The organism is Streptomyces sp. NPDC055239, from assembly GCF_053606205.1.
Window position 1 is genome coordinate 226,721 of record NZ_JBSGRD010000010.1, and the last position, 16,656, is coordinate 243,376.

Genomic DNA, 16,656 nt, shown 5'->3' on the forward strand with positions numbered 1-16,656 from the left:
GGTTTAGACCTTTACTCGGGTGGGTGGCTCCTCACGCGGTGTTCCTTCGTGCGGTGACGGTGTGACCTGGTCGAATACGTCGTCCGGGCTCTCGGTGAGGAGATACGCCTGGGCCTCGCCGACATGGAAGTACATGCCGTGCAGCTCCAGGGTGCCCTCGGCCATGCGCCGCGCCACCGACTCGTGGCCGCGCAGGTGCTCCAGCTGCTGGACCACGTTGGTCAGGCAGAGCTGCTCGACGGCGTCGGCGGGGGCCCGGCCCGCGAGCCGCGCCCAGCCCCCCTCGTCCTTGTGCGCCGCGAGACGCTCGAGGCTCGGCGCCCCGTGCCGCAGCCACCGCTTCAGGGGCGTCTGCGCGCCTCCGGGCGGGGTGTTGAGCAGCGCCTGCATCGCCCCGCACCCGGAGTGCCCGCACACGGTGATGGACCGCACCTCAAGGACGTCCACCGCGTACTCGATCGCGGCGGCCACCGAGTCGTCCCCGCTCTCGGCGCCCGGCAGCGGTACCAGGTTGCCGACATTGCGTACGACGAAGAGGTCGCCGGGGCCGCTCGACGTGATCATCGAGGTGACGAGCCGGGAGTCGGCGCAGGTCAGGAAGAGCTGCGAGGGCTGCTGGCCCTCGCGGGCGAGGCGGGCGAGCTCGCCCCGCACGTGCGGGGCCGTGTTCCGCTGGAACGCGCTGATGCCGCTTGCCAGTTGGTGCCCGCTGGGCCGGCTCTCGCCCTGGGGTGCTTCCTGCGGGCGGTCGCAGTGGTGGTTGCGCCAGGCCGTCCAGGGCCTGCAGCAGGAGTGCGAGGCGCTTGCGTGCTCGGCGATCCGCGTCCCCGCGCGCCCGGTCACCTCGACGGTGCCGCCCTGCGCGGTGTGTGCGTCCTGCCAGCACTGCAGTGCTTCGTACGCCGCGTGGTCCATGAATGATCCGTCCAACTCCACGATGGTGGATGCCCCTTGGGGTACGAGGTGCAGCGCCCTACTGAGACGCGGCACGGCGAGGAAGGTCAACTGGCCGCGCACGCGCACGTGGTGGGTGCCGTCCTCCTCGGTGTGGGTGATCCGGGTCCGGGCGAGGCGGTGCAGTGCGACGGCCACGGCCACGGCGACCCCGAGGGCCACGCCTTCGAGTACGCCGAGGAAGACGACGCCGAGTGTGGTGGTGGTGTAGGCGAGGATCTCGCGGTGGCGGGTGATGGTGCGGATGTGGTTCAGGTTCACCATCTGGATGCCGACCGCCATCACCAGGGCGCCCAGCGCGGCGAGCGGGATCAGCTCTAGCAGGGGAACCATCAGCAGGGCGGCTACTACTACCCAAACGCCGTGCAGCATCGTGGAGTTCCGGCTTACGGCACCGGCCTTCACATTGGCCACGCTGCGCACCGCGACCCCGGCGACGGGGAGTCCGCCGAGCGCCCCGGACACGGCGTTGGCCGCGCCCTGGCCGAGCAGTTCGCGGTCCAGGTTGGAGCGGCCGCCACCGGTGCCCAGGTCGCGCCGCCCGGAGACGAGCTTGTCCACGGCGACGGCGCCGAGAAGCGACTGCACGCTGCAGACCAGTGTGATCGTGAGCACGGCGGCGACGAGCCCCAGTACGGGACCTTCGGGCAGACCAGCGAGGGAGTGGCTGCGCCACGAGGGCAGGTCGACCTTGGACACGCTCAGCCCTGCGATCGCGGCGACAGCCGTCGCCGCGGCCACGGAGACGAGGGGAGCGGGCACGACGCGGACGGCTTTTCCTACGCGGCCGGGAATCCGCGGCCAGAGCAGCAGCACCGCCAGGGTCAGCACGCTGACCGTCAGCGTGGCCGGGTGAAGGTCGGCCAACTGGGCGGGCAGCGCACGGAGGTTGTCGAGGACGGTGCTCTGCGGGGTGCCGCCGAGCACGATGCGCAGTTGGGCGACGGCGATGGCGACGCCGATGCCGGAGAGCATGCCGTGCACGACGGCGGGGCTGACGGCGAGCGCCGTGCGGGCTACGCGCAGGCATCCCAGGGCGAGTTGGGCGAACCCGGCGAGAACGGTGATGGCGCAGGTGGTTCGCCAGCCGTACTGGTGGATGAGGTCGGCTGTGACGACCGTGAGTCCTGCGGCGGGGCCGCTGACCTGCAGCGGCGATCCGCCGATCCGTCCGGCGACGAGGCCGCCGACTGCGGCGGCGACGAGGCCCGCCTGGAGCGGTGCTCCGGTGGCGAGCGCGATACCGAGGGACAGCGGCAGGGCGATCAGGAAGACGGCGATGGACGCGGATACGTCGGCACCGGCGATGCGGAACTTACGGATCTTGCGGAACTTGCGGAATTTGCCGGGCGGCGGCCCGTGGGGCTCGTGGTCGCGTGAGGCGTGGGCCGAGTCGGTGGCATGGGTGGGGACGCAGGCAGACATGGTTTCCCGTCTCCTCCGGGGCAGCGCGGTCGCGGAACAGGGGGTCCTCCGGCGGTCACCGGAGGGCGGGTCGCGGCCGTGGGTCACGGCGTTGCAGCGGCGGGATATCTCAACTCTCGGTAAATGAATCGTAATGGAGAGTAAATGCGAAGGATAGATAAACGGGGCAAATGGGGCAGTAGATCACTCTAGAGAGTGATTAAAGCTATTTGTCGGCTTGTCGGAACATCTGACCCAAACCTTCGTGCGACGTTGGCGGCACTGTCGGGCATTTCAGGGCAATTGCACCGCGACACCTTCGGTGGTGACCCCTGCAGCCATGCCCCGACCCGTAGCCGACTCGAAGGAAGAAGGTGGGCGGAAGATGGCCGCCACCCAGAGGATCCAGCGGATCGCCGGGGGCGTCACCGCCCTCACCGCATGCGCCGCAGTACTGGCCGGTTGCGCGAGCGGCGACACCGGCGCCGAGGAAGTCACCCACGGAGCCAAGAAGGCGTCCCCCGCCCCGGCTCCCAAGAGCGCGGTCCGCATGATCGGTGACGGCTCCACCGCCTTCACCGGCCAACAGCCGCACCTGCCCCGCCCCGAGCGACTGAGACCCGGCCAGAAGCCACCCCAGTTCGTGGTCTTCTCCTGGGACGGCGCCGGCGAGGACAGCCAGAAGCTCTTCTCGCACTTCCGCAAGGTCGCCAAGCGGAACGACGCCACGATGACGTACTTCCTCAGCGGCGTGTACATGCTCCCCGAGGCGAAGCGGAAGCTCTACGACCCGCCGCAGCACCAGTCCGGGAGCTCGGACATCGGCTTCAACGACCGCAAGGGGATCAAGGACACCGTCGAGCAGCTCCGCGGCGCCTGGCTCGAGGGCAATGAGGTCGGCACCCACTTCAACGGCCACTTCTGCGGCACCAGCGGTGGCGTGGGCCAGTGGTCGGTGGCCGACTGGAAGAGCGAGATCAACCAGGCCAAGTCCTTCGTGAAGGCCTGGAAGACGAACACGGGCATGAAGAAGGCGCAGCCCCTGCCCTTCGACTACGACAAGGAACTCGTCGGCGCGCGCACGCCGTGCCTCGAAGGTCAGAAGAACTTCATGCGGGCGGCCCGTGAGCTGGGCTTCCGCTACGACACCAGTGGCGTCAACGACCAGATCTGGCCCAAGAAGAAGGAGGGCCTCTGGGACCTGTCGATGCAGCTGGTCCCCGTCCCCGGCCGCAAGTTCGAGACGCTGACCATGGACTACAACTTCATGGTCAACCAGTCGGGTACGGCGTCCCAGGGCGACCCGGACAAGCACGCGTACTGGGGCGACCAGATGCGCGACGGCCTGCTCCAGGGCTTCCACCGCGCCTACAAGGGCAACCGCGCCCCGCTGATCATCGGCAACCACTTCGAGTCCTGGAACGGCGGCACGTACATGCGCGCCATCGAGGAGACGATTGAGTCCGTCTGCACCAAGCGCGACGTGCGGTGCGTCTCCTTCCGGCAACTCGCCGACTGGCTCGACGCCCAGGACCCGCAGACCGTGGAGCGCCTGACCAAGCTCCCGGTCGGCAAGGCCCCGAAGGAGGGCTGGGCGTCCTTCCTCTCCGCCCAGCCCGCACCGGCCCCGAAGGGAGTCCCGGGCGCCCCGGCCAGCAAGCCGTAGCCGTCGGCCGGTAAGCCGTAGCCGTCAGGCGCTTTGAGGCTGCGTCTCCCGGAGTACGAAGCCGGGGTCGACCTGGGATGCCAGGCAGAATCCTCCTTCTGCACCCCTCGCACCGCTTCGCGGGCTTCGGGGTGCTGCGCCGGACTCCGTCCGTCGGTCGGCGTGCCGTCAGGCGCTTTGAGGCTGCGTCTCCCGGAGTACGAAGCCGGGGTCGACCTGGGCAGCCAGGTCGGCCCCTGTTCGTTCGTTGCCCCAGCTCTGCGCGTTCTTCAGGTGGAAGTGGACCATCTGCTGGGTGTAGCGGTCCCAGTCCCTGCGCTCGTACGAGGTGTCGGCGGCGATCTGAAGTGCTTGGAGGGAGTGGCGGTTGTCGTCCTCCAGGAACTCGAACCGGGGCGGGCGGCCCTTCTCCATGGCGCGCACCCAGTCCGAGTGCCCGACCGTCACCAGGAGGTCGTCGCCCACCTGTTCGCGCAGGAAGTCGATGTCGTCCTGGCCCTGCACCTTGTTGCCGACGACTTTGAGGTCGACGCCGAAGTCCCGTGCGTATTCCTTGTACTGGCGATAGACGGAGACCCCCTTCCGGGTCGGCTCGGCCACCAGGAACGTCATGTCGAAGCGGGTGAACATGCCGGACGCGAAGGAGTCCGAACCCGCCGTCATGTCGACGACCGCGTACTCGTCGCGCCCGTCGACCAGGTGGTTCAGGAGCAGCTCCACCGCCCCCGTCTTGGAGTGGTAGCAGGCGACACCGAGGTCGGCTTCGGTGAACGGCCCTGTGACCATCAAACGCACGGCTGCGTCGTCGAGTTCCACCGGCCGGGCGCACGCGTCGTACACGGGGTTGTCCTCGCGCACCCGCAGGATTCGCGACCCCTCGCCGGGCGGCGTCGTCTTGATCATCGTGTCGGCGGAGACGATCCGCGGGTTGGAGCCCCGCAGGTAGTCCTTGATGAGCGGGATGTGCGCGCCCATGGCGGGCAGCTCGGCCGCGTACGCCTCGTCGAGGCCGAGCGCGGGGCCCAGGTGCTGGTTGATGTCGGCGTCCACCGCGAGGACCGGCGCTCCGGTGGCGGCGAGGTGTCGGATGAAGAGCGAGGACAGCGTGGTCTTGCCGCTGCCGCCCTTCCCTACGAAAGCGATCTTCATGTTCACCAAGGGTAGCCGGACGATTACCTGCCGTATCGATCCAGCGTGAAGAAGACCACTCCTTCGTGGGGGAGTGCGGTGGGTGCGTAGGGTCGTACTCATGAGTACGACAGCCGATCCGCTCGCGGCCCTGGGCGCACTGCCCGGCGTGCCCGACTCCGTGGACTCCGTGCGCAAGGCCGTGGACCGGGTCTACGGCCACCGGATCATGCGGCGCCGCAGCAACGAGATCACCTCCGAGGCGGCGCTGCGCGGCGCACGCGGCTCGGCGGCGCTCTCCGGTGCCGACTGGGCACTGGAAGAGGTACGTCGTCGCAGCGACTTCAGCGGCGACGGCGAGGCCCGCGCGATCGGCGCGGCCCTGCGTCTCACCGCGGAGGCCGGTCAACTCCTGTCCATCTGGCGGCAGTCTCCGCTCCGGGTCCTCGCGCGCCTCCACCTGGTCGCCGCAGCGGAGAACGACGAGGCGGCGGGGCGGCCCCGCCTTGCTGGTGAGCCCGTCGACGAGCCGCTGGTCGAGCTGGACGTGCCGGACTCCGACGAGGTGGCGGGCCGCCTGGAGGGGCTTTCGCAGCTGATCATCGCCGGTGGCTCCGCACCCGCTCTGGTGACAGCGGCCGTGGTGCACGGCGAGCTGCTCAGTCTGCGCCCCTTCGGCTCGCACAACGGCCTGGTCGCGCGGGCCGCCGAGCGCATCGTCCTGGTGGGCAGCGGGCTCGACCCGAAGTCCGTCTGCCCGGCCGAGGCGGGGCACGCGGAACAGGGGAGGGCGGCCTACGTAGGGGCGCTCGACGGATACGCGTCCGGGACTCCGGAAGGTATGGCGGCCTGGATCGCCCACTGCGGGCGTGCGGTCGAACTGGGGGCCAGGGAGTCGACGGCGGTCTGCGAGGCGATGCAGCGCGGCGCGGCGTAAAGGCCGTAAAGGGCTCTGCACAGGGATGCGGCGGTACGAGTTCTCGTACCGCCGCTGGCATGTTCACCGTGTTACCAAGCGTCCTCGAAGGTTGCCCATCAGGTCGGGTACTTAGCCCGTCACCTGGTGCGGCTGGCCCGTAATCGACGGGTCGACGTCGCGTGGGTGCTCGGTGTTCATGCTTCGGTCCGTGGGGCCTTGGTTGCGTTTAAAGGTAATCCTCTCGGATGTCCTTGGTCTCGCGGGCCGTTGAATCCTTTGTACTCCTGTCCTGGAGTAAGCGGAAGTCCTGGCACTACTTCTTTACTTTTAGGTTCAAACAAGGGTGAATCGGGCGGGTGAGGTCCTGCGCCGACTCACGAACCACACAAGGCCCGCCGTGGCCGCCGCGGCGCCCACCGCCGCCACCGCGACGAGCGCGGGCCGGGACGGCTTCCGGCGCCGTTCCTTGAGCCGGACCGGGCGGTGGAAGTCGAGAATCGGCCACCCGCGCGCGAGAGCCTCACGGCGCAGCGCGCGATCCGGGTTGACCGCGTGCGGATGTCCCACGGACTCGAGCATGGGGAGGTCCGTCGCCGAGTCGCTGTAGGCGTGGCAGCGGTCGAGGTCGTACCCCTCGGACTCCGCGAGTTCCTTGATCGCCGTCGCCTTTGTGGGGCCGTACGCGTAGTACTCCACCTCGCCGGTGAAGCAGCCGTCGTCGCCGACCACCATCCGGGTCGCCACCACTCGGTCCGCGCCAAGAAGTTCGCCGATCGGCTCGACCACTTCGGCGCCCGATGTGGAGACGATGACGACGTCCCGTCCCGCGGTGTGGTGCTCCTCGATGAGGGACGCGGCCTCGTCGTAGATGATCGGGTCGATCAGGTCGTGAAGCGTCTCGGCGACGATTTCCTTGACCTGCTGCACGTTCCAGCCGCGGCACAGCGCGGACAGATACTCGCGCATCCGCTCCATCTGGTCGTGATCGGCTCCGCCGGCGAGGAAGACGAACTGTGCATATGCAGTTCGTAGTACGGCCCTGCGGTTGATCAGGCCGCCTTGGTAGAACGACTTGCTGAAGGTGAGAGTGCTCGACTTCGCAATGACCGTCTTGTCCAGGTCAAAGAAGGCGGCTGTGCGGGGCAACGAGTGGTTTTCCACGAGCCCGAGCATAGGCGCCCACCATTCGGCGTAAGGTGAGGCGTGTGGGTTTGCCTGAGAAGGCTCTCGGGTACACCATGGAAGTCACGGATCGTTCGCGACCGTGCTAACCCGGTCTGGCTCCTCCCCCCCCGAGTCGGACCGTGGGGACGACCCCCGCTCTCCCCCCCGGCGGGGGTCGTCGCATGTCCGGATGGGTTTTCCGGACCTCTCTCGACCTTCATCTGATCGCCTGGCGCCTTCCGGCGGCCGTATCGGCGATCTTTTCGCATGCCCATGATCCGTCACTGTGTGTAGCCGTTGGGCTGCTCTGTGGAAGTCTCAGAGATGTCACCGGTATGGGTGAAGGGGATATTCACAGCCCCCGTCTTGTCCACAGTTATTGACCAAGATCCACACGTTATCCGCGACCGCTGCACGCTGAATCCGCTCGTTCTGCACGCGAAGTTCATGGCCGGATTGCTTTGGCCGGTTCATCGCCGATGTGGAACGCGGCATTCAACGGGCTTGTAGTGAGTGGGGGCTGAGGATCGTGGCTGGAGTGATTACACGTGACGGACCGCCGTCGTCCGATGGACGACAGGGCGGACCGCTGATCGTCACGGAAGATGTGGACCTGCTGGACGACCTGCTGCGGCTGTGCGCCGCGGCGGGGGCACGGCCCGAGGTGCAGCACGGTGTGCCGGAGCGCAGGGGCGGCTGGGACGCGGCGCCGCTGGTCCTTGTCGGGGACGACGCGGTGGACCGGGTGCGGGGAGCCGCGCGCAGGCGTGGGGTCGTCCTGGTCGGGCGGGATCAGGACGACTCCGGGGTGTGGCAGCGCGCGGTGGAGATCGGTGCCGATCATGTCCTTGTCCTGCCCGACGGCGAACGATGGCTGGTGGACCGCATCGCCGATGTCGCCGAGGGCGTGGGAAGGCCCGCGCTCACGGTGGGGGTGATCGGCGGGAGCGGCGGAGCCGGTGCCTCCACGCTGGCGTGCGCGCTCGCCGTCACGGCGGCCCGCGCGGGGCGGCGCACGATGCTCGTCGACGCCGATCCGCTCGGTGGCGGTCTCGATGTGCTGCTGGGCGGCGAGGCGGCCGACGGTCTCCGCTGGCCCGCCTTCGCGCAGTCCAGGGGCCGGGTCGGGGGTGGCGCGCTCGAGGAGTCACTGCCCGAGCTGCATTCCCTGCGGGTCCTGAGCTGGGACCGGGGTGACGCGGTGGTCATCGCGCCCGAGGCCATGCGGGCGGTGATCGCCGCCGCCCGGCGGCGGGGCGGGGCAGTGATCGTGGACCTGCCGCGCCGCGTGGACGAAGGAGTGGCCGAGGCGCTGGCCCAGGTGGATCTGGGGCTTCTGGTGGTGCCGCCGGAGTTGCGCGCGGTGGCCGGGGCGAGGCGGGTCGCGTCGGCGGTGGGGATGGTGCTGCGGGATCTGCGGGTGGTGGTCGGCAGAGGCGGCGCCGGTCGCGCCGGAGGAGGCGGAATCGACGGACTCGGTGGCTTCGACGCGGAGGAGGTGGCGCGCCTGCTCGGGCTGCCGCTCGTCGGCGAACTGCCACGGGAAGCGGGCCTGCTGTCCGCACAGGCCGAGGGGATGCCGCCCGGAAGCGCCGCCCGGGGGCCGCTGGCACGGTTCTGCACGGCCTTCTGGGACCGCGTCCCGGTCGATGCCACCGGAGGCGGCTCATGAGCGCCGTCGTCGGGGCAAAGATGCTGGACGGGGTGCGCCAGTGGCTCGCGGAGAACGGGACCGAACCGACACCGGCCCGCGTCGCCGAGGCGCTGCGGGCCCAGGGCAGGGTGCTCGGCGACGCGGAAGTCCTGGGCACGGCGCGGCAACTGCGCTCGGAACTGGTGGGCGCGGGACCCCTTGAGGCATTGCTCGCCGACGACTCGGTGACCGACGTGCTGGTGTCCGCGCCCGACCGGGTGTGGGTGGACCGCGGCGGGGGCCTGGAGCTGACCGGGGTGTCCTTCAGGGACGCGATGGCGGTGCGGCGGCTCGCACAGCGGCTCGCGGCCGTGGCCGGACGCCGGCTCGACGACGCGAGGCCCTGGGTGGACGCACGACTCCCGGACGGCACCCGCCTCCACGCGGTGCTGCCCCCGGTCGCCGTCGGATCGACCTGCCTCTCCCTGCGCGTCGTACGCCCCCGGGCCTTCACGCTGGCGGAACTGACAGCGGCGGGGACGGTGCCGCCGGGTGGAGACCGCGTACTGCGGGCACTGCTCGACGCCCGGCTCTCGTACGTGATCAGTGGCGGTACGGGGTCGGGCAAGACGACGCTCCTTAGCGCGCTCCTGGGTCTCGTCGGGCCGGGGGAACGGATCGTGCTCGCCGAGGACTCGGCGGAGTTGCGCCCCGATCACCCGCACGTGGTCCGCCTCGAGGCCAGACCGGCGAACCAGGAAGGGGCCGGTCAGGTGGGCCTCGACGACCTGGTGCGGCAGGCGCTGCGGATGCGTCCCGACCGGCTGGTCGTGGGCGAGGTGCGGGGCGCGGAGGTGGTGCACCTCCTTGCCGCCTTGAACACGGGCCATCAAGGTTGCGGCACGGTTCATGCCAACGCCGCCCGGGATGTTCCGGCCCGCCTGGAGGCGCTGGGGACGGCGGCCGGACTCGACAGGGCGGCGCTGCACAGCCAGTTGGCGGCCGCGCTGTCCGTGGTGATCCATCTCGTACGGGACCGGGCGGGGCGGCGGCGGATCGCCGAGGTGCATGTTCTGGAACGAGATCCGTCCGGCCTCGTGGTGACGGTGCCGGCGCTGCGGTGGGGCGAGAAGGAGTTCGTCCGGGAGCGGGGCTGGGAGCGGCTGGGCTCGCTTCTGACGGCCGGTGGTTGGAGTGATGGGCGATGAGCGCGACGGGGGTGGCGGCGGCCGCGTGTGCGGGGAGCGCGGCCTGGCTGGTGATCGGGCGGGACCGAGGGCTGCGGCGGGCGCGGGCGGTTCTCGCGGGAGGGGGCTTCGAGGCGGCGTCAGGGGGCGCGGCGTGGCGGCGGGCGGCGGACTGTGTCGGCGAGCGGGTGCGGCACGAGTGGTGGGCTCTGGCGGGTGGGGCGGCGCTCGCGCTGCTCGGGGAGTCGGTGGTGCCGCTGATCTTGGGTGCGGCCGGGGTGCTGTTGATGCGGCGTGTGCGGCGGGCCGGTGATGCGCGGCGCGAAGGGGAGCGTCGGGCCGCCGAGGTGATCGCGTTGTGCGGGACGCTCGCCGGTGAGGTTCGGGCGGGGCGGCAGCCGGGGGAGGCGTTGCGGGCGGCAGCGGGCGCTGGGCTCGGGGAGGCACGGGCCGGGGTTCTGGCGGCGGCGCGGTTCGGCGGGGATGTGCCGGGCGCGCTGGAGGAAGCGGCGCGGGAGCCGGGGGCGCAGGGGTTGTTGGGGCTCGCGGCGTGCTGGCGGGTGGCGGTGGACCGGGGTGCCGGGCTCGCGGCGGGCCTTGAGCGGCTTGAGGGTGCGCTGCGGGCGGAGCGGGACCAGCGTGCCGATCTGCGGGCCCAGCTGGCGGGTGCGCGGTCGACGGCGGTGATGCTCGCGGGGCTTCCGGTCCTGGGGCTGCTGATGGGGAGCGCGCTCGGGGCGGCGCCGTTGCGGGTGTTGCTGCATACGGGGGCGGGGCTCGGATGCCTGGCCGTGGGCGGGGCGCTGGAGGGCGCCGGCGTGTGGTGGGCGCTGCGGATCGTACGAGGGGCGGAGGAGCGATGAGTTTCGTTGTCCACAAGGTGGGGGTGGCCGTGTGGGGTGCGGCGGCCGTGCTGTGGCTGGTGTCGGCGGTCCTCGCGGCGCGGCGCGAGCGGGCGGTGCGGGGACGTTCGGGGGCCGTGCTGGGGGTGGTGGAGCGGCTGCCGGGGGTCTCGTCGCGGCGGTGGCTCCGGCGGCGTGACGCGGTGCGGGGATGGCTGGCGGTGGCTGGTGCGGTGAGTGCCGGGTGGGTGCTGGTCGGCGGTTTTCCGGGGTGCCTGGTGGGGTCGGGCGCTGGGTACGGGGTGTGGCGTTGGTGGCGGGGGCGGGGAGTTCGCGTCGCGGAGTTCGACGTCGTGGAGGCCGCTCGGCAACTCCCTCTGGCAGCTGACCTGTTGGCGGCCTGTGTCGCTGCGGGCGCGGGGCCCGTCGTGGCCGCACAGGCGGTGGGTGACGCGTTGAAAGGGCCGGTTGGGGAGCGGCTCGCGCAGGGGGCCGCGGAGGTGCGCCTCGGCGGTGAACCAGCCGACGCGTGGCGGAGGTTGGGCGCGATACCGGGCGCCGGGGCGCTGGCCCGCCTGCTGGAGCGGGCGGGGGAGTCGGGGGCTCCGGCCGCGGATCCGGTGGCGCGTCTCGCCGCGGACTGCCGTGCGGAACGGGGCCGTACGGCGACGGCGGCGGCGCGCAGGGCCGGGGTGCTGATGACGGCGCCGGTGGGGCTGTGCTTCTTGCCCGCGTTCATCGCGGTGGGAGTGCTGCCTGTGGTGATCGGCCTGGCCGGCGGGTTGTTGAGCGGCATCTGAGCGGTTCGGTGGCTGAACGGCCAAGTGGCCCGACGGCGGCTTCGTAAGGCGTGGTCGCCGTGTTCTGAAGAGAACAGACGGAAATTTCACGGGGGTTGAGATGTGGGGACAGCTGTGTGCACGGGCGTCGCGGTGCAGGGCGCGTGCGGGGCGGGCGGTGCGAGGGGACGTGGGGATGGTCACCTCGGAGTACGCGATGGGGCTCATCGCGGCGGTGGGGTTCGCCGGATTGCTCTACAAGGTGGTGACGAGCGGGCAGGTCAGGGCGGCGTTGCAGGCGGTCGTGGAGAAGGCGCTCGATGTCCAGTTCTGAGGGGTCCGGGGGTAGCCGCGGCCGCCACGGGGACCAGGGGTTCGTGACGGCTGAGGCGGCCGTGGTGCTTCCCACGCTCGTGCTGTTCACGATGGCGCTGGTCTGGGCGTTGCTGACCGCGTCCGCGCAGATCCAGTGCGTGGACGCGGCGCGGGCAGGGGCGCGCGCGATGGCCCGGCAGGACCCGGAGAGCGCGGCAGTGGCGGTGGCCCGGCAGGCGGCGCCGCGTGGTGCGTCGGTGGTCGTGCGGCGGGACGGGGATCTGGTGCGGGTGGAGGTCGTGGCGGACTTGCCGGGGCCCGGGGTGCTCGGGCTCGGTCTTCGGCTGCGGTCGGAGGCGGTGGCGTCGGCGGAGGAGACGGTGGGGGAGACCGTGGGGGTGGGCGCGTGAGGGGGCGGGCCGGGTGGCGAGCTGCCGGGCCGGTGTCGGACCGGGGCGACCGGGGAGCCGCCACGGTGTGGGTCGTCGTCGTGATGGCGGTGCTGTGCGTGATCTGCGGCGCGGTTCTCGCGATGGGGCAGGTGATCGTCGCCCGCCATCGAGCGGGCGGCGCGGCCGACTTGGCGGCGCTCGCGGCGGCGGACCACTGGACGGAGGGGCGTTCCGGAGCGTGTGCCGAGGCCGGGCGGGTGGCCGAGGCGCAGGGGGTGCGCATCGTGCGGTGCGGGTTGCGGGGCGAGATCTCGGACGTCACCGCGGCGGCGGGCTTCGGCCCGTTCGTGACGGAGGTCAGGTCCAGGGCGGGCCCGGCCGGGCCGATCGCTCCGACGCCCGGAGCGGGGGCTGTGGCGCGCGCCGGGTGGCGGGCGGACGCAAGGTCGGCGCGAGCCCCCAGAGGGCTGTCAGGCCGCCCTGAGGGGCCTGCTGGGCGGAAGCCTGAGGTGCGGGCGGTGCGGGCGGCGCGTTCTGCCGGGTAGCGATCCGATGCGCACCTCGCGCCGCTGGGGGTAGCGACCCCGGCGCCCGGTGGTTGCGATCGGCGGCCCGAAGGCGGTGCGTTCCACCGATGCCCCTCAGGGGCCGGGCGCGTCCTTGAGCAGGGTGGAGAGCAGGCGGATCGCGCCGCGTTTGTGCAGAGGGTCGTTGCCGTTGCCGCACTTCGGGGACTGGATGCAGGACGGGCAGCCGGCCTCGCACTCGCAGGAAGCGATGGCCTGGCGGGTGGCGGTCAGCCACTCACGGGCCGTGTGAAAGGCCCGCTCGGCGAATCCCGCGCCGCCCGGATGGCCGTCGTACACGAAGACGGTCGGCAGGAGCGTGTCCGGATGCAGCGGCACGGAGACGCCTCCGATGTCCCAGCGGTCGCAGGTCGCGAAGAGCGGCAGCATGCCGATGGAGGCGTGCTCGGCGGCGTGCAGGGCGCCGCCGAGGATCTCCGGATTGACGCGGGCGGCGTCCAGCTGGTCCTCGGTGACCGTCCACCAGACCGCGCGGGTGCGCAGGGTGCGGGGCGGCAGGTCCAGCTTGGTCTCGCCGAGGACCTCCCCGGTGATCAGCCTGCGGCGCAGGAAGGAGACGACCTGGTTGGTGACTTCGACGGAGCCGTAGCAGAGGCGGCCCGAACCCCAGGGGATCTCGGCGTCCGTCTCCAGGATGGAGATGGCCGTGGTGTCGCGGGCCGTCGTGGAGTACGGCGGACCGGCCTCCTCGACCAGGGCGACCGAGTCCTCGAGATCCAGGCGGCGCACGAGATACGTACGGCCCTGGTGGAGGTGGACCGCCCCCTCGTGGACGGCGGTGTGCGCGGCGGACGCGTCGACGGTGCCGAGCAGCCTGCCCGTGCCCTCCTCGACGATCTGGATGGGCTTCCCGCCCTCGCCGCGGATGTCGGTGAGGTCGGCGGCCCGTTCCCTGCGGGTCCAGTGCCAGGCCTTCGTGCGGCGGCGAAGGAGCTTCGCGGCCTCCAGCTGCGGGAGCAGTTCCTCGGTGGCCGGGCCGAAAAGGACCAAGTCATCGTCCGTGAGCGGGAGTTCCGCGGCGGCCGCGCAGAGGTGGGGCGCGAGGACGTACGGGTTGTCGGGGTCGAGGACCGTCGACTCCACCGGCTGCTGGAACAGCGCTTCGGGGTGGTGGACGAGATACGTGTCCAGCGGGTCGTCGCGGGCGACGAGGACGGCGAGCGCGCCCTGCCCGGAGCGCCCGGCGCGGCCCGCCTGCTGCCAGAGCGAGGCGCGGGTCCCCGGGTAGCCGGAGATGATCACGGCGTCCAACCCGGAGACGTCCACGCCGAGTTCGAGCGCGGTGGTGGCCGCGAGGCCGAGGAGTTCGCCGGAGTGCAGGGCCCGCTCCAGGGCGCGGCGCTCCTCGGGGAGATAGCCGCCCCGGTAGGCGGCCACGCGGTGGGTCAGGGAGCGGTCGACCTCCGCGAGGCGCTCCTGGGCGATCACCGAGATCAGCTCTGCGCCGCGCCGGGAACGTACGAAAGCGACCGAGCGGACGCCCTGGACGGTCAGGTCGGTGAGGAGGTCCGCCGTCTCGGCGGTGGCGGTGCGGCGGACGGGGGCGCCCTTCTCGCCGTGGAGTTCGGTGAGCGGGGGTTCCCAGAGGGCGAAGACGAGGTCGCCGCGGGGTGAGGCGTCGTCGGCGACCTCCTTGACCGGCAGTCCGGTCAGGCGCTCGGCGGCGATGGCCGGCTCGGCGGAGGTGGCGGAGGCGAGGAGGAAGACGGGGTCGGAGCCGTAGCGGGCGCAGAGGCGGCGCAGGCGGCGCAGGACCTGGGCGACGTGGGAGCCGAAGACGCCGCGGTACGTGTGGCACTCGTCGATGACGACATAGCGCAGGGCGCGCAGGAAGGAGGACCAGCGGGGGTGGGACGGGAGTATCCCGCGGTGCAGCATGTCGGGGTTGGTCAGGACGTAGTTGGCGTACTGACGTACCCATTCGCGTTCTTCGACGGGGGTGTCGCCGTCGTACACGGCGGGGCGGATCGCGTTGCCCAGGGGCGCCGCGAGTTCGCGTACCGCGCGGCGCTGGTCGGCGGCCAGGGCCTTCGTCGGTGCGAGGTACAGCGCGGTCGTGCCGCGGCCGTTCGGGGCTTCCGATCCGTCGAGGAGGGCCGAGAGGACGGGGGCGAGGTAGGCGAGCGACTTTCCCGACGCCGTGCCGGTGGCGACGATGACCGAATCGCCGTCCAGGGCGTGCTCGGCGGCGAGTGCCTGGTGGGCCCAGGGGTGCTCGATCCCGGCCGATTGCACCGCCGCGACGACCTCGGATCGAATGCGATCAGGCCAGACTGCATATCGGGCCGCACGCGGGGGCAAGTGCTCCGTATGAGTGACGCGCGAAGCACGGCTCGGTCCCGCGGTGAGCCGGTCCAGGACCGTCCGTGGAGACGTGCGTGCCGGGGCGCCCGTGAAGGGTCTTCCCGGTGGAGGAAAGTTGGCCATCGGCACCGAGTGTGTCACTGGCAGGATGGACAATGGTCCCAAGGCGTCGTGCATGCCTGCCGGTAAGTGATTGAATGCCATCGCGGCTGGCGATCCGTCCTGGGGGCTCTGCCGAGGTGTCCCAAGGGATGACCGCTCGATAGCAAGGTGCTGGAGGATCCGTGGACCTGTCCCTGTCGACCCGTACCGTCGGCGATCGTACGGTCGTCGAGGTCGGTGGCGAAATCGACGTTTATACCGCGCCCAAGTTGCGCGAACAGTTGGTTGAGTTGGTGAACGACGGCAGTTTCCACCTGGTCGTCGACATGGAGGGCGTGGACTTCCTCGACTCCACCGGACTTGGCGTACTGGTCGGCGGCTTGAAGCGGGTGCGTGCCCATGAGGGCTCACTGCGCCTGGTCTGCAACCAGGAACGTATTTTGAAGATCTTCCGCATCACCGGCCTGACCAAGGTGTTCCCCATTCACACCTCGGTCGAGGAAGCGGTCGCGGCCACCGACTGAGAGCCGGATGCCCCGGGTCGGCTGCTTGCTCGGCCCGGGGGTGGCAGAACAGCAGGGGACCGGGCCCTCGGCCCGGCCCCCTGACAGCACGCGTGTATGTCCGAGGGGGATGCATGGCCACCGTTGAACTCCGATTCAGCGCGCTGCCCGAGCACGTCAGGACCGCCCGGCTCGTGGCGGCGGCGGTCGCGCGCAGGGCCGGAGTGGACGAGGCCGTTCTCGACGAGGTCCGACTCGCTGTCGGCGAGGCCTGCACGCGTGCCGTCGGACTGCACCAGAGCAACGGCGTCTCGGCGCCGGTTCTTGTCGCCCTGATCGAGGACGAGAAGCAGTTTTCCATCGAGGTCGGCGACGAGGCCCCCCACGCGACGTCCGGCGACCGGGCATCCGGCTCGGGGCCCGGAGTGGCCGACGATCTGGATGCCGAGGGTGAGGACGAGATGGGTCTCGCCGTCATCAGCGGACTCGTGGACGACGTGGAGGTCACCGCCGGCGAGAACGGCGGTCTCATCCGGATGACGTGGCCGACGACCCCCGCGCCGCTCCTCTGATCGGCTCCGGTCCGATCTAACCCGACTCGGCCCGACCCGACTCGGCCCGACCCGGTCTGATCCAGCCCCATCCGGCGGGCTTCCCCTTCCCGCCGCACCAAGGTCTTGCTCCCCACCCGGAGCAGGGCCTTTTTATTATTTGATCATTGCCCCGGTCAATTGCCTCGGGGTGGCCGACCTCTGTCAACGGTTTTGGGGCATTACC

Annotated in this window: 15 protein-coding genes; 11 read left to right on the top strand and 4 right to left on the bottom strand. The window is 71.1% G+C overall.

Annotated features, from left to right (window positions below; all coding sequences use genetic code 11):
* Positions 1 to 3 precede the first annotated feature (3 nt).
* Positions 4 to 2,379: a bifunctional SulP family inorganic anion transporter/carbonic anhydrase gene (locus tag ACWFRJ_RS29325; RefSeq protein ID WP_453537293.1), complete on the bottom strand. Its 2,376-nt coding sequence runs from the start codon at positions 2,377 to 2,379 to the stop codon at positions 4 to 6.
* Between the two features lie 364 nt (positions 2,380 to 2,743).
* On the opposite strand from ACWFRJ_RS29325, the gene ACWFRJ_RS29330 reads away from it, so the two are divergent.
* On the top strand, positions 2,744 to 4,024 hold the full coding sequence (locus tag ACWFRJ_RS29330; protein ID WP_453537296.1) for a hypothetical protein: 1,281 nt from the start codon (positions 2,744 to 2,746) through the stop codon (positions 4,022 to 4,024).
* Between the two features lie 168 nt (positions 4,025 to 4,192).
* On the opposite strand, the gene ACWFRJ_RS29335 is transcribed toward ACWFRJ_RS29330, so the two are convergent.
* Positions 4,193 to 5,173, bottom strand: a complete 981-nt coding sequence (locus ACWFRJ_RS29335; protein ID WP_453537299.1) for an ATP-binding protein — start codon at positions 5,171 to 5,173, stop codon at positions 4,193 to 4,195.
* Positions 5,174 to 5,273: 100 nt separating this feature from the next.
* On the opposite strand from ACWFRJ_RS29335, the gene ACWFRJ_RS29340 reads away from it, so the two are divergent.
* Complete coding sequence (locus tag ACWFRJ_RS29340; protein WP_453537302.1) at positions 5,274 to 6,089, top strand: oxidoreductase; 816 nt, start codon at positions 5,274 to 5,276, stop codon at positions 6,087 to 6,089.
* Between the two features lie 315 nt (positions 6,090 to 6,404).
* Here ACWFRJ_RS29340 and ACWFRJ_RS29345 read toward each other — a convergent pair whose 3' ends face one another.
* The gene (locus ACWFRJ_RS29345) at positions 6,405 to 7,244 is read right to left on the bottom strand and encodes an HAD family hydrolase (protein WP_453537305.1); all 840 of its coding nucleotides are present in this window, start codon (positions 7,242 to 7,244) and stop codon (positions 6,405 to 6,407) included.
* A gap of 520 nt (positions 7,245 to 7,764) precedes the next feature.
* Between ACWFRJ_RS29345 and ssd the strand changes: the two genes are divergently transcribed.
* The 7 genes from ssd to ACWFRJ_RS29380 all read left to right on the top strand — a co-directional run bounded on the left by ssd (position 7,765) and on the right by ACWFRJ_RS29380 (position 12,928).
* On the top strand, positions 7,765 to 8,907 hold the full coding sequence (gene ssd, locus ACWFRJ_RS29350; protein ID WP_453537307.1) for a septum site-determining protein Ssd: 1,143 nt from the start codon (positions 7,765 to 7,767) through the stop codon (positions 8,905 to 8,907).
* Complete coding sequence (locus tag ACWFRJ_RS29355) at positions 8,904 to 10,076, top strand: TadA family conjugal transfer-associated ATPase (protein ID WP_453537310.1); 1,173 nt, start codon at positions 8,904 to 8,906, stop codon at positions 10,074 to 10,076. The genes ssd and ACWFRJ_RS29355 overlap by 4 nt, the downstream gene beginning before the upstream one ends.
* A complete protein-coding gene (locus ACWFRJ_RS29360) occupies positions 10,073 to 10,918 on the top strand; it encodes a type II secretion system F family protein (RefSeq protein ID WP_453537313.1) in 846 nt (281 codons plus the stop codon). Before ACWFRJ_RS29355 ends, ACWFRJ_RS29360 begins: the two co-directional genes overlap by 4 nt.
* A complete protein-coding gene (locus ACWFRJ_RS29365; protein WP_453537316.1) occupies positions 10,915 to 11,697 on the top strand; it encodes a type II secretion system F family protein in 783 nt (260 codons plus the stop codon). Before ACWFRJ_RS29360 ends, ACWFRJ_RS29365 begins: the two co-directional genes overlap by 4 nt.
* 100 nt (positions 11,698 to 11,797) lie before the next feature.
* Positions 11,798 to 12,010, top strand: coding sequence for a DUF4244 domain-containing protein (locus ACWFRJ_RS29370; RefSeq protein WP_453537319.1), 213 nt, complete (start codon positions 11,798 to 11,800; stop codon positions 12,008 to 12,010).
* Positions 11,997 to 12,401, top strand: coding sequence for a TadE family type IV pilus minor pilin (locus ACWFRJ_RS29375; protein ID WP_453537322.1), 405 nt, complete (start codon positions 11,997 to 11,999; stop codon positions 12,399 to 12,401). The genes ACWFRJ_RS29370 and ACWFRJ_RS29375 overlap by 14 nt, the downstream gene beginning before the upstream one ends.
* 32 nt (positions 12,402 to 12,433) lie before the next feature.
* Positions 12,434 to 12,928 (top strand): Rv3654c family TadE-like protein, encoded by a 495-nt coding sequence (locus tag ACWFRJ_RS29380; RefSeq protein WP_453537324.1) that lies wholly within the window; start codon positions 12,434 to 12,436, stop codon positions 12,926 to 12,928.
* 96 nt (positions 12,929 to 13,024) lie between these two features.
* On the opposite strand, the gene ACWFRJ_RS29385 is transcribed toward ACWFRJ_RS29380, so the two are convergent.
* Entirely contained in the window at positions 13,025 to 15,478 is a 2,454-nt protein-coding gene (locus ACWFRJ_RS29385) for a DEAD/DEAH box helicase (RefSeq protein ID WP_453537327.1), read from the bottom strand.
* Positions 15,479 to 15,558: 80 nt separating this feature from the next.
* Here ACWFRJ_RS29385 and bldG point away from each other — a divergent pair, with 80 nt between their 5' ends.
* Entirely contained in the window at positions 15,559 to 15,900 is a 342-nt protein-coding gene (gene bldG, locus ACWFRJ_RS29390) for an anti-sigma factor antagonist BldG (RefSeq protein WP_003975386.1), read from the top strand.
* Positions 15,901 to 16,013: 113 nt separating this feature from the next.
* Positions 16,014 to 16,451, top strand: coding sequence for an ATP-binding protein (locus ACWFRJ_RS29395; RefSeq protein ID WP_453537330.1), 438 nt, complete (start codon positions 16,014 to 16,016; stop codon positions 16,449 to 16,451).
* Positions 16,452 to 16,656: the final 205 nt, after the last annotated feature.

Bases quoted from the DNA above. Each gene is read 5' to 3' on its own strand.
- ACWFRJ_RS29325 (WP_453537293.1), bottom strand. From the start codon at position 2,379: ATGTCTGCCTGCGTCCCCACCCATGCCACCGACTCGGCCCACGCCTCA.
- ACWFRJ_RS29330 (WP_453537296.1), top strand. From the start codon at position 2,744: ATGGCCGCCACCCAGAGGATCCAGCGGATCGCCGGGGGCGTCACCGCC.
- ACWFRJ_RS29335 (WP_453537299.1), bottom strand. From the start codon at position 5,173: ATGAAGATCGCTTTCGTAGGGAAGGGCGGCAGCGGCAAGACCACGCTG.
- ACWFRJ_RS29340 (WP_453537302.1), top strand. From the start codon at position 5,274: ATGAGTACGACAGCCGATCCGCTCGCGGCCCTGGGCGCACTGCCCGGC.
- ACWFRJ_RS29345 (WP_453537305.1), bottom strand. From the start codon at position 7,244: ATGCTCGGGCTCGTGGAAAACCACTCGTTGCCCCGCACAGCCGCCTTC.
- ACWFRJ_RS29355 (WP_453537310.1), top strand. From the start codon at position 8,904: ATGAGCGCCGTCGTCGGGGCAAAGATGCTGGACGGGGTGCGCCAGTGG.
- ACWFRJ_RS29360 (WP_453537313.1), top strand. From the start codon at position 10,073: ATGAGCGCGACGGGGGTGGCGGCGGCCGCGTGTGCGGGGAGCGCGGCC.
- ACWFRJ_RS29365 (WP_453537316.1), top strand. From the start codon at position 10,915: ATGAGTTTCGTTGTCCACAAGGTGGGGGTGGCCGTGTGGGGTGCGGCG.
- ACWFRJ_RS29370 (WP_453537319.1), top strand. From the start codon at position 11,798: ATGTGGGGACAGCTGTGTGCACGGGCGTCGCGGTGCAGGGCGCGTGCG.
- ACWFRJ_RS29375 (WP_453537322.1), top strand. From the start codon at position 11,997: ATGTCCAGTTCTGAGGGGTCCGGGGGTAGCCGCGGCCGCCACGGGGAC.
- ACWFRJ_RS29385 (WP_453537327.1), bottom strand. From the start codon at position 15,478: ATGGCATTCAATCACTTACCGGCAGGCATGCACGACGCCTTGGGACCA.
- ACWFRJ_RS29395 (WP_453537330.1), top strand. From the start codon at position 16,014: ATGGCCACCGTTGAACTCCGATTCAGCGCGCTGCCCGAGCACGTCAGG.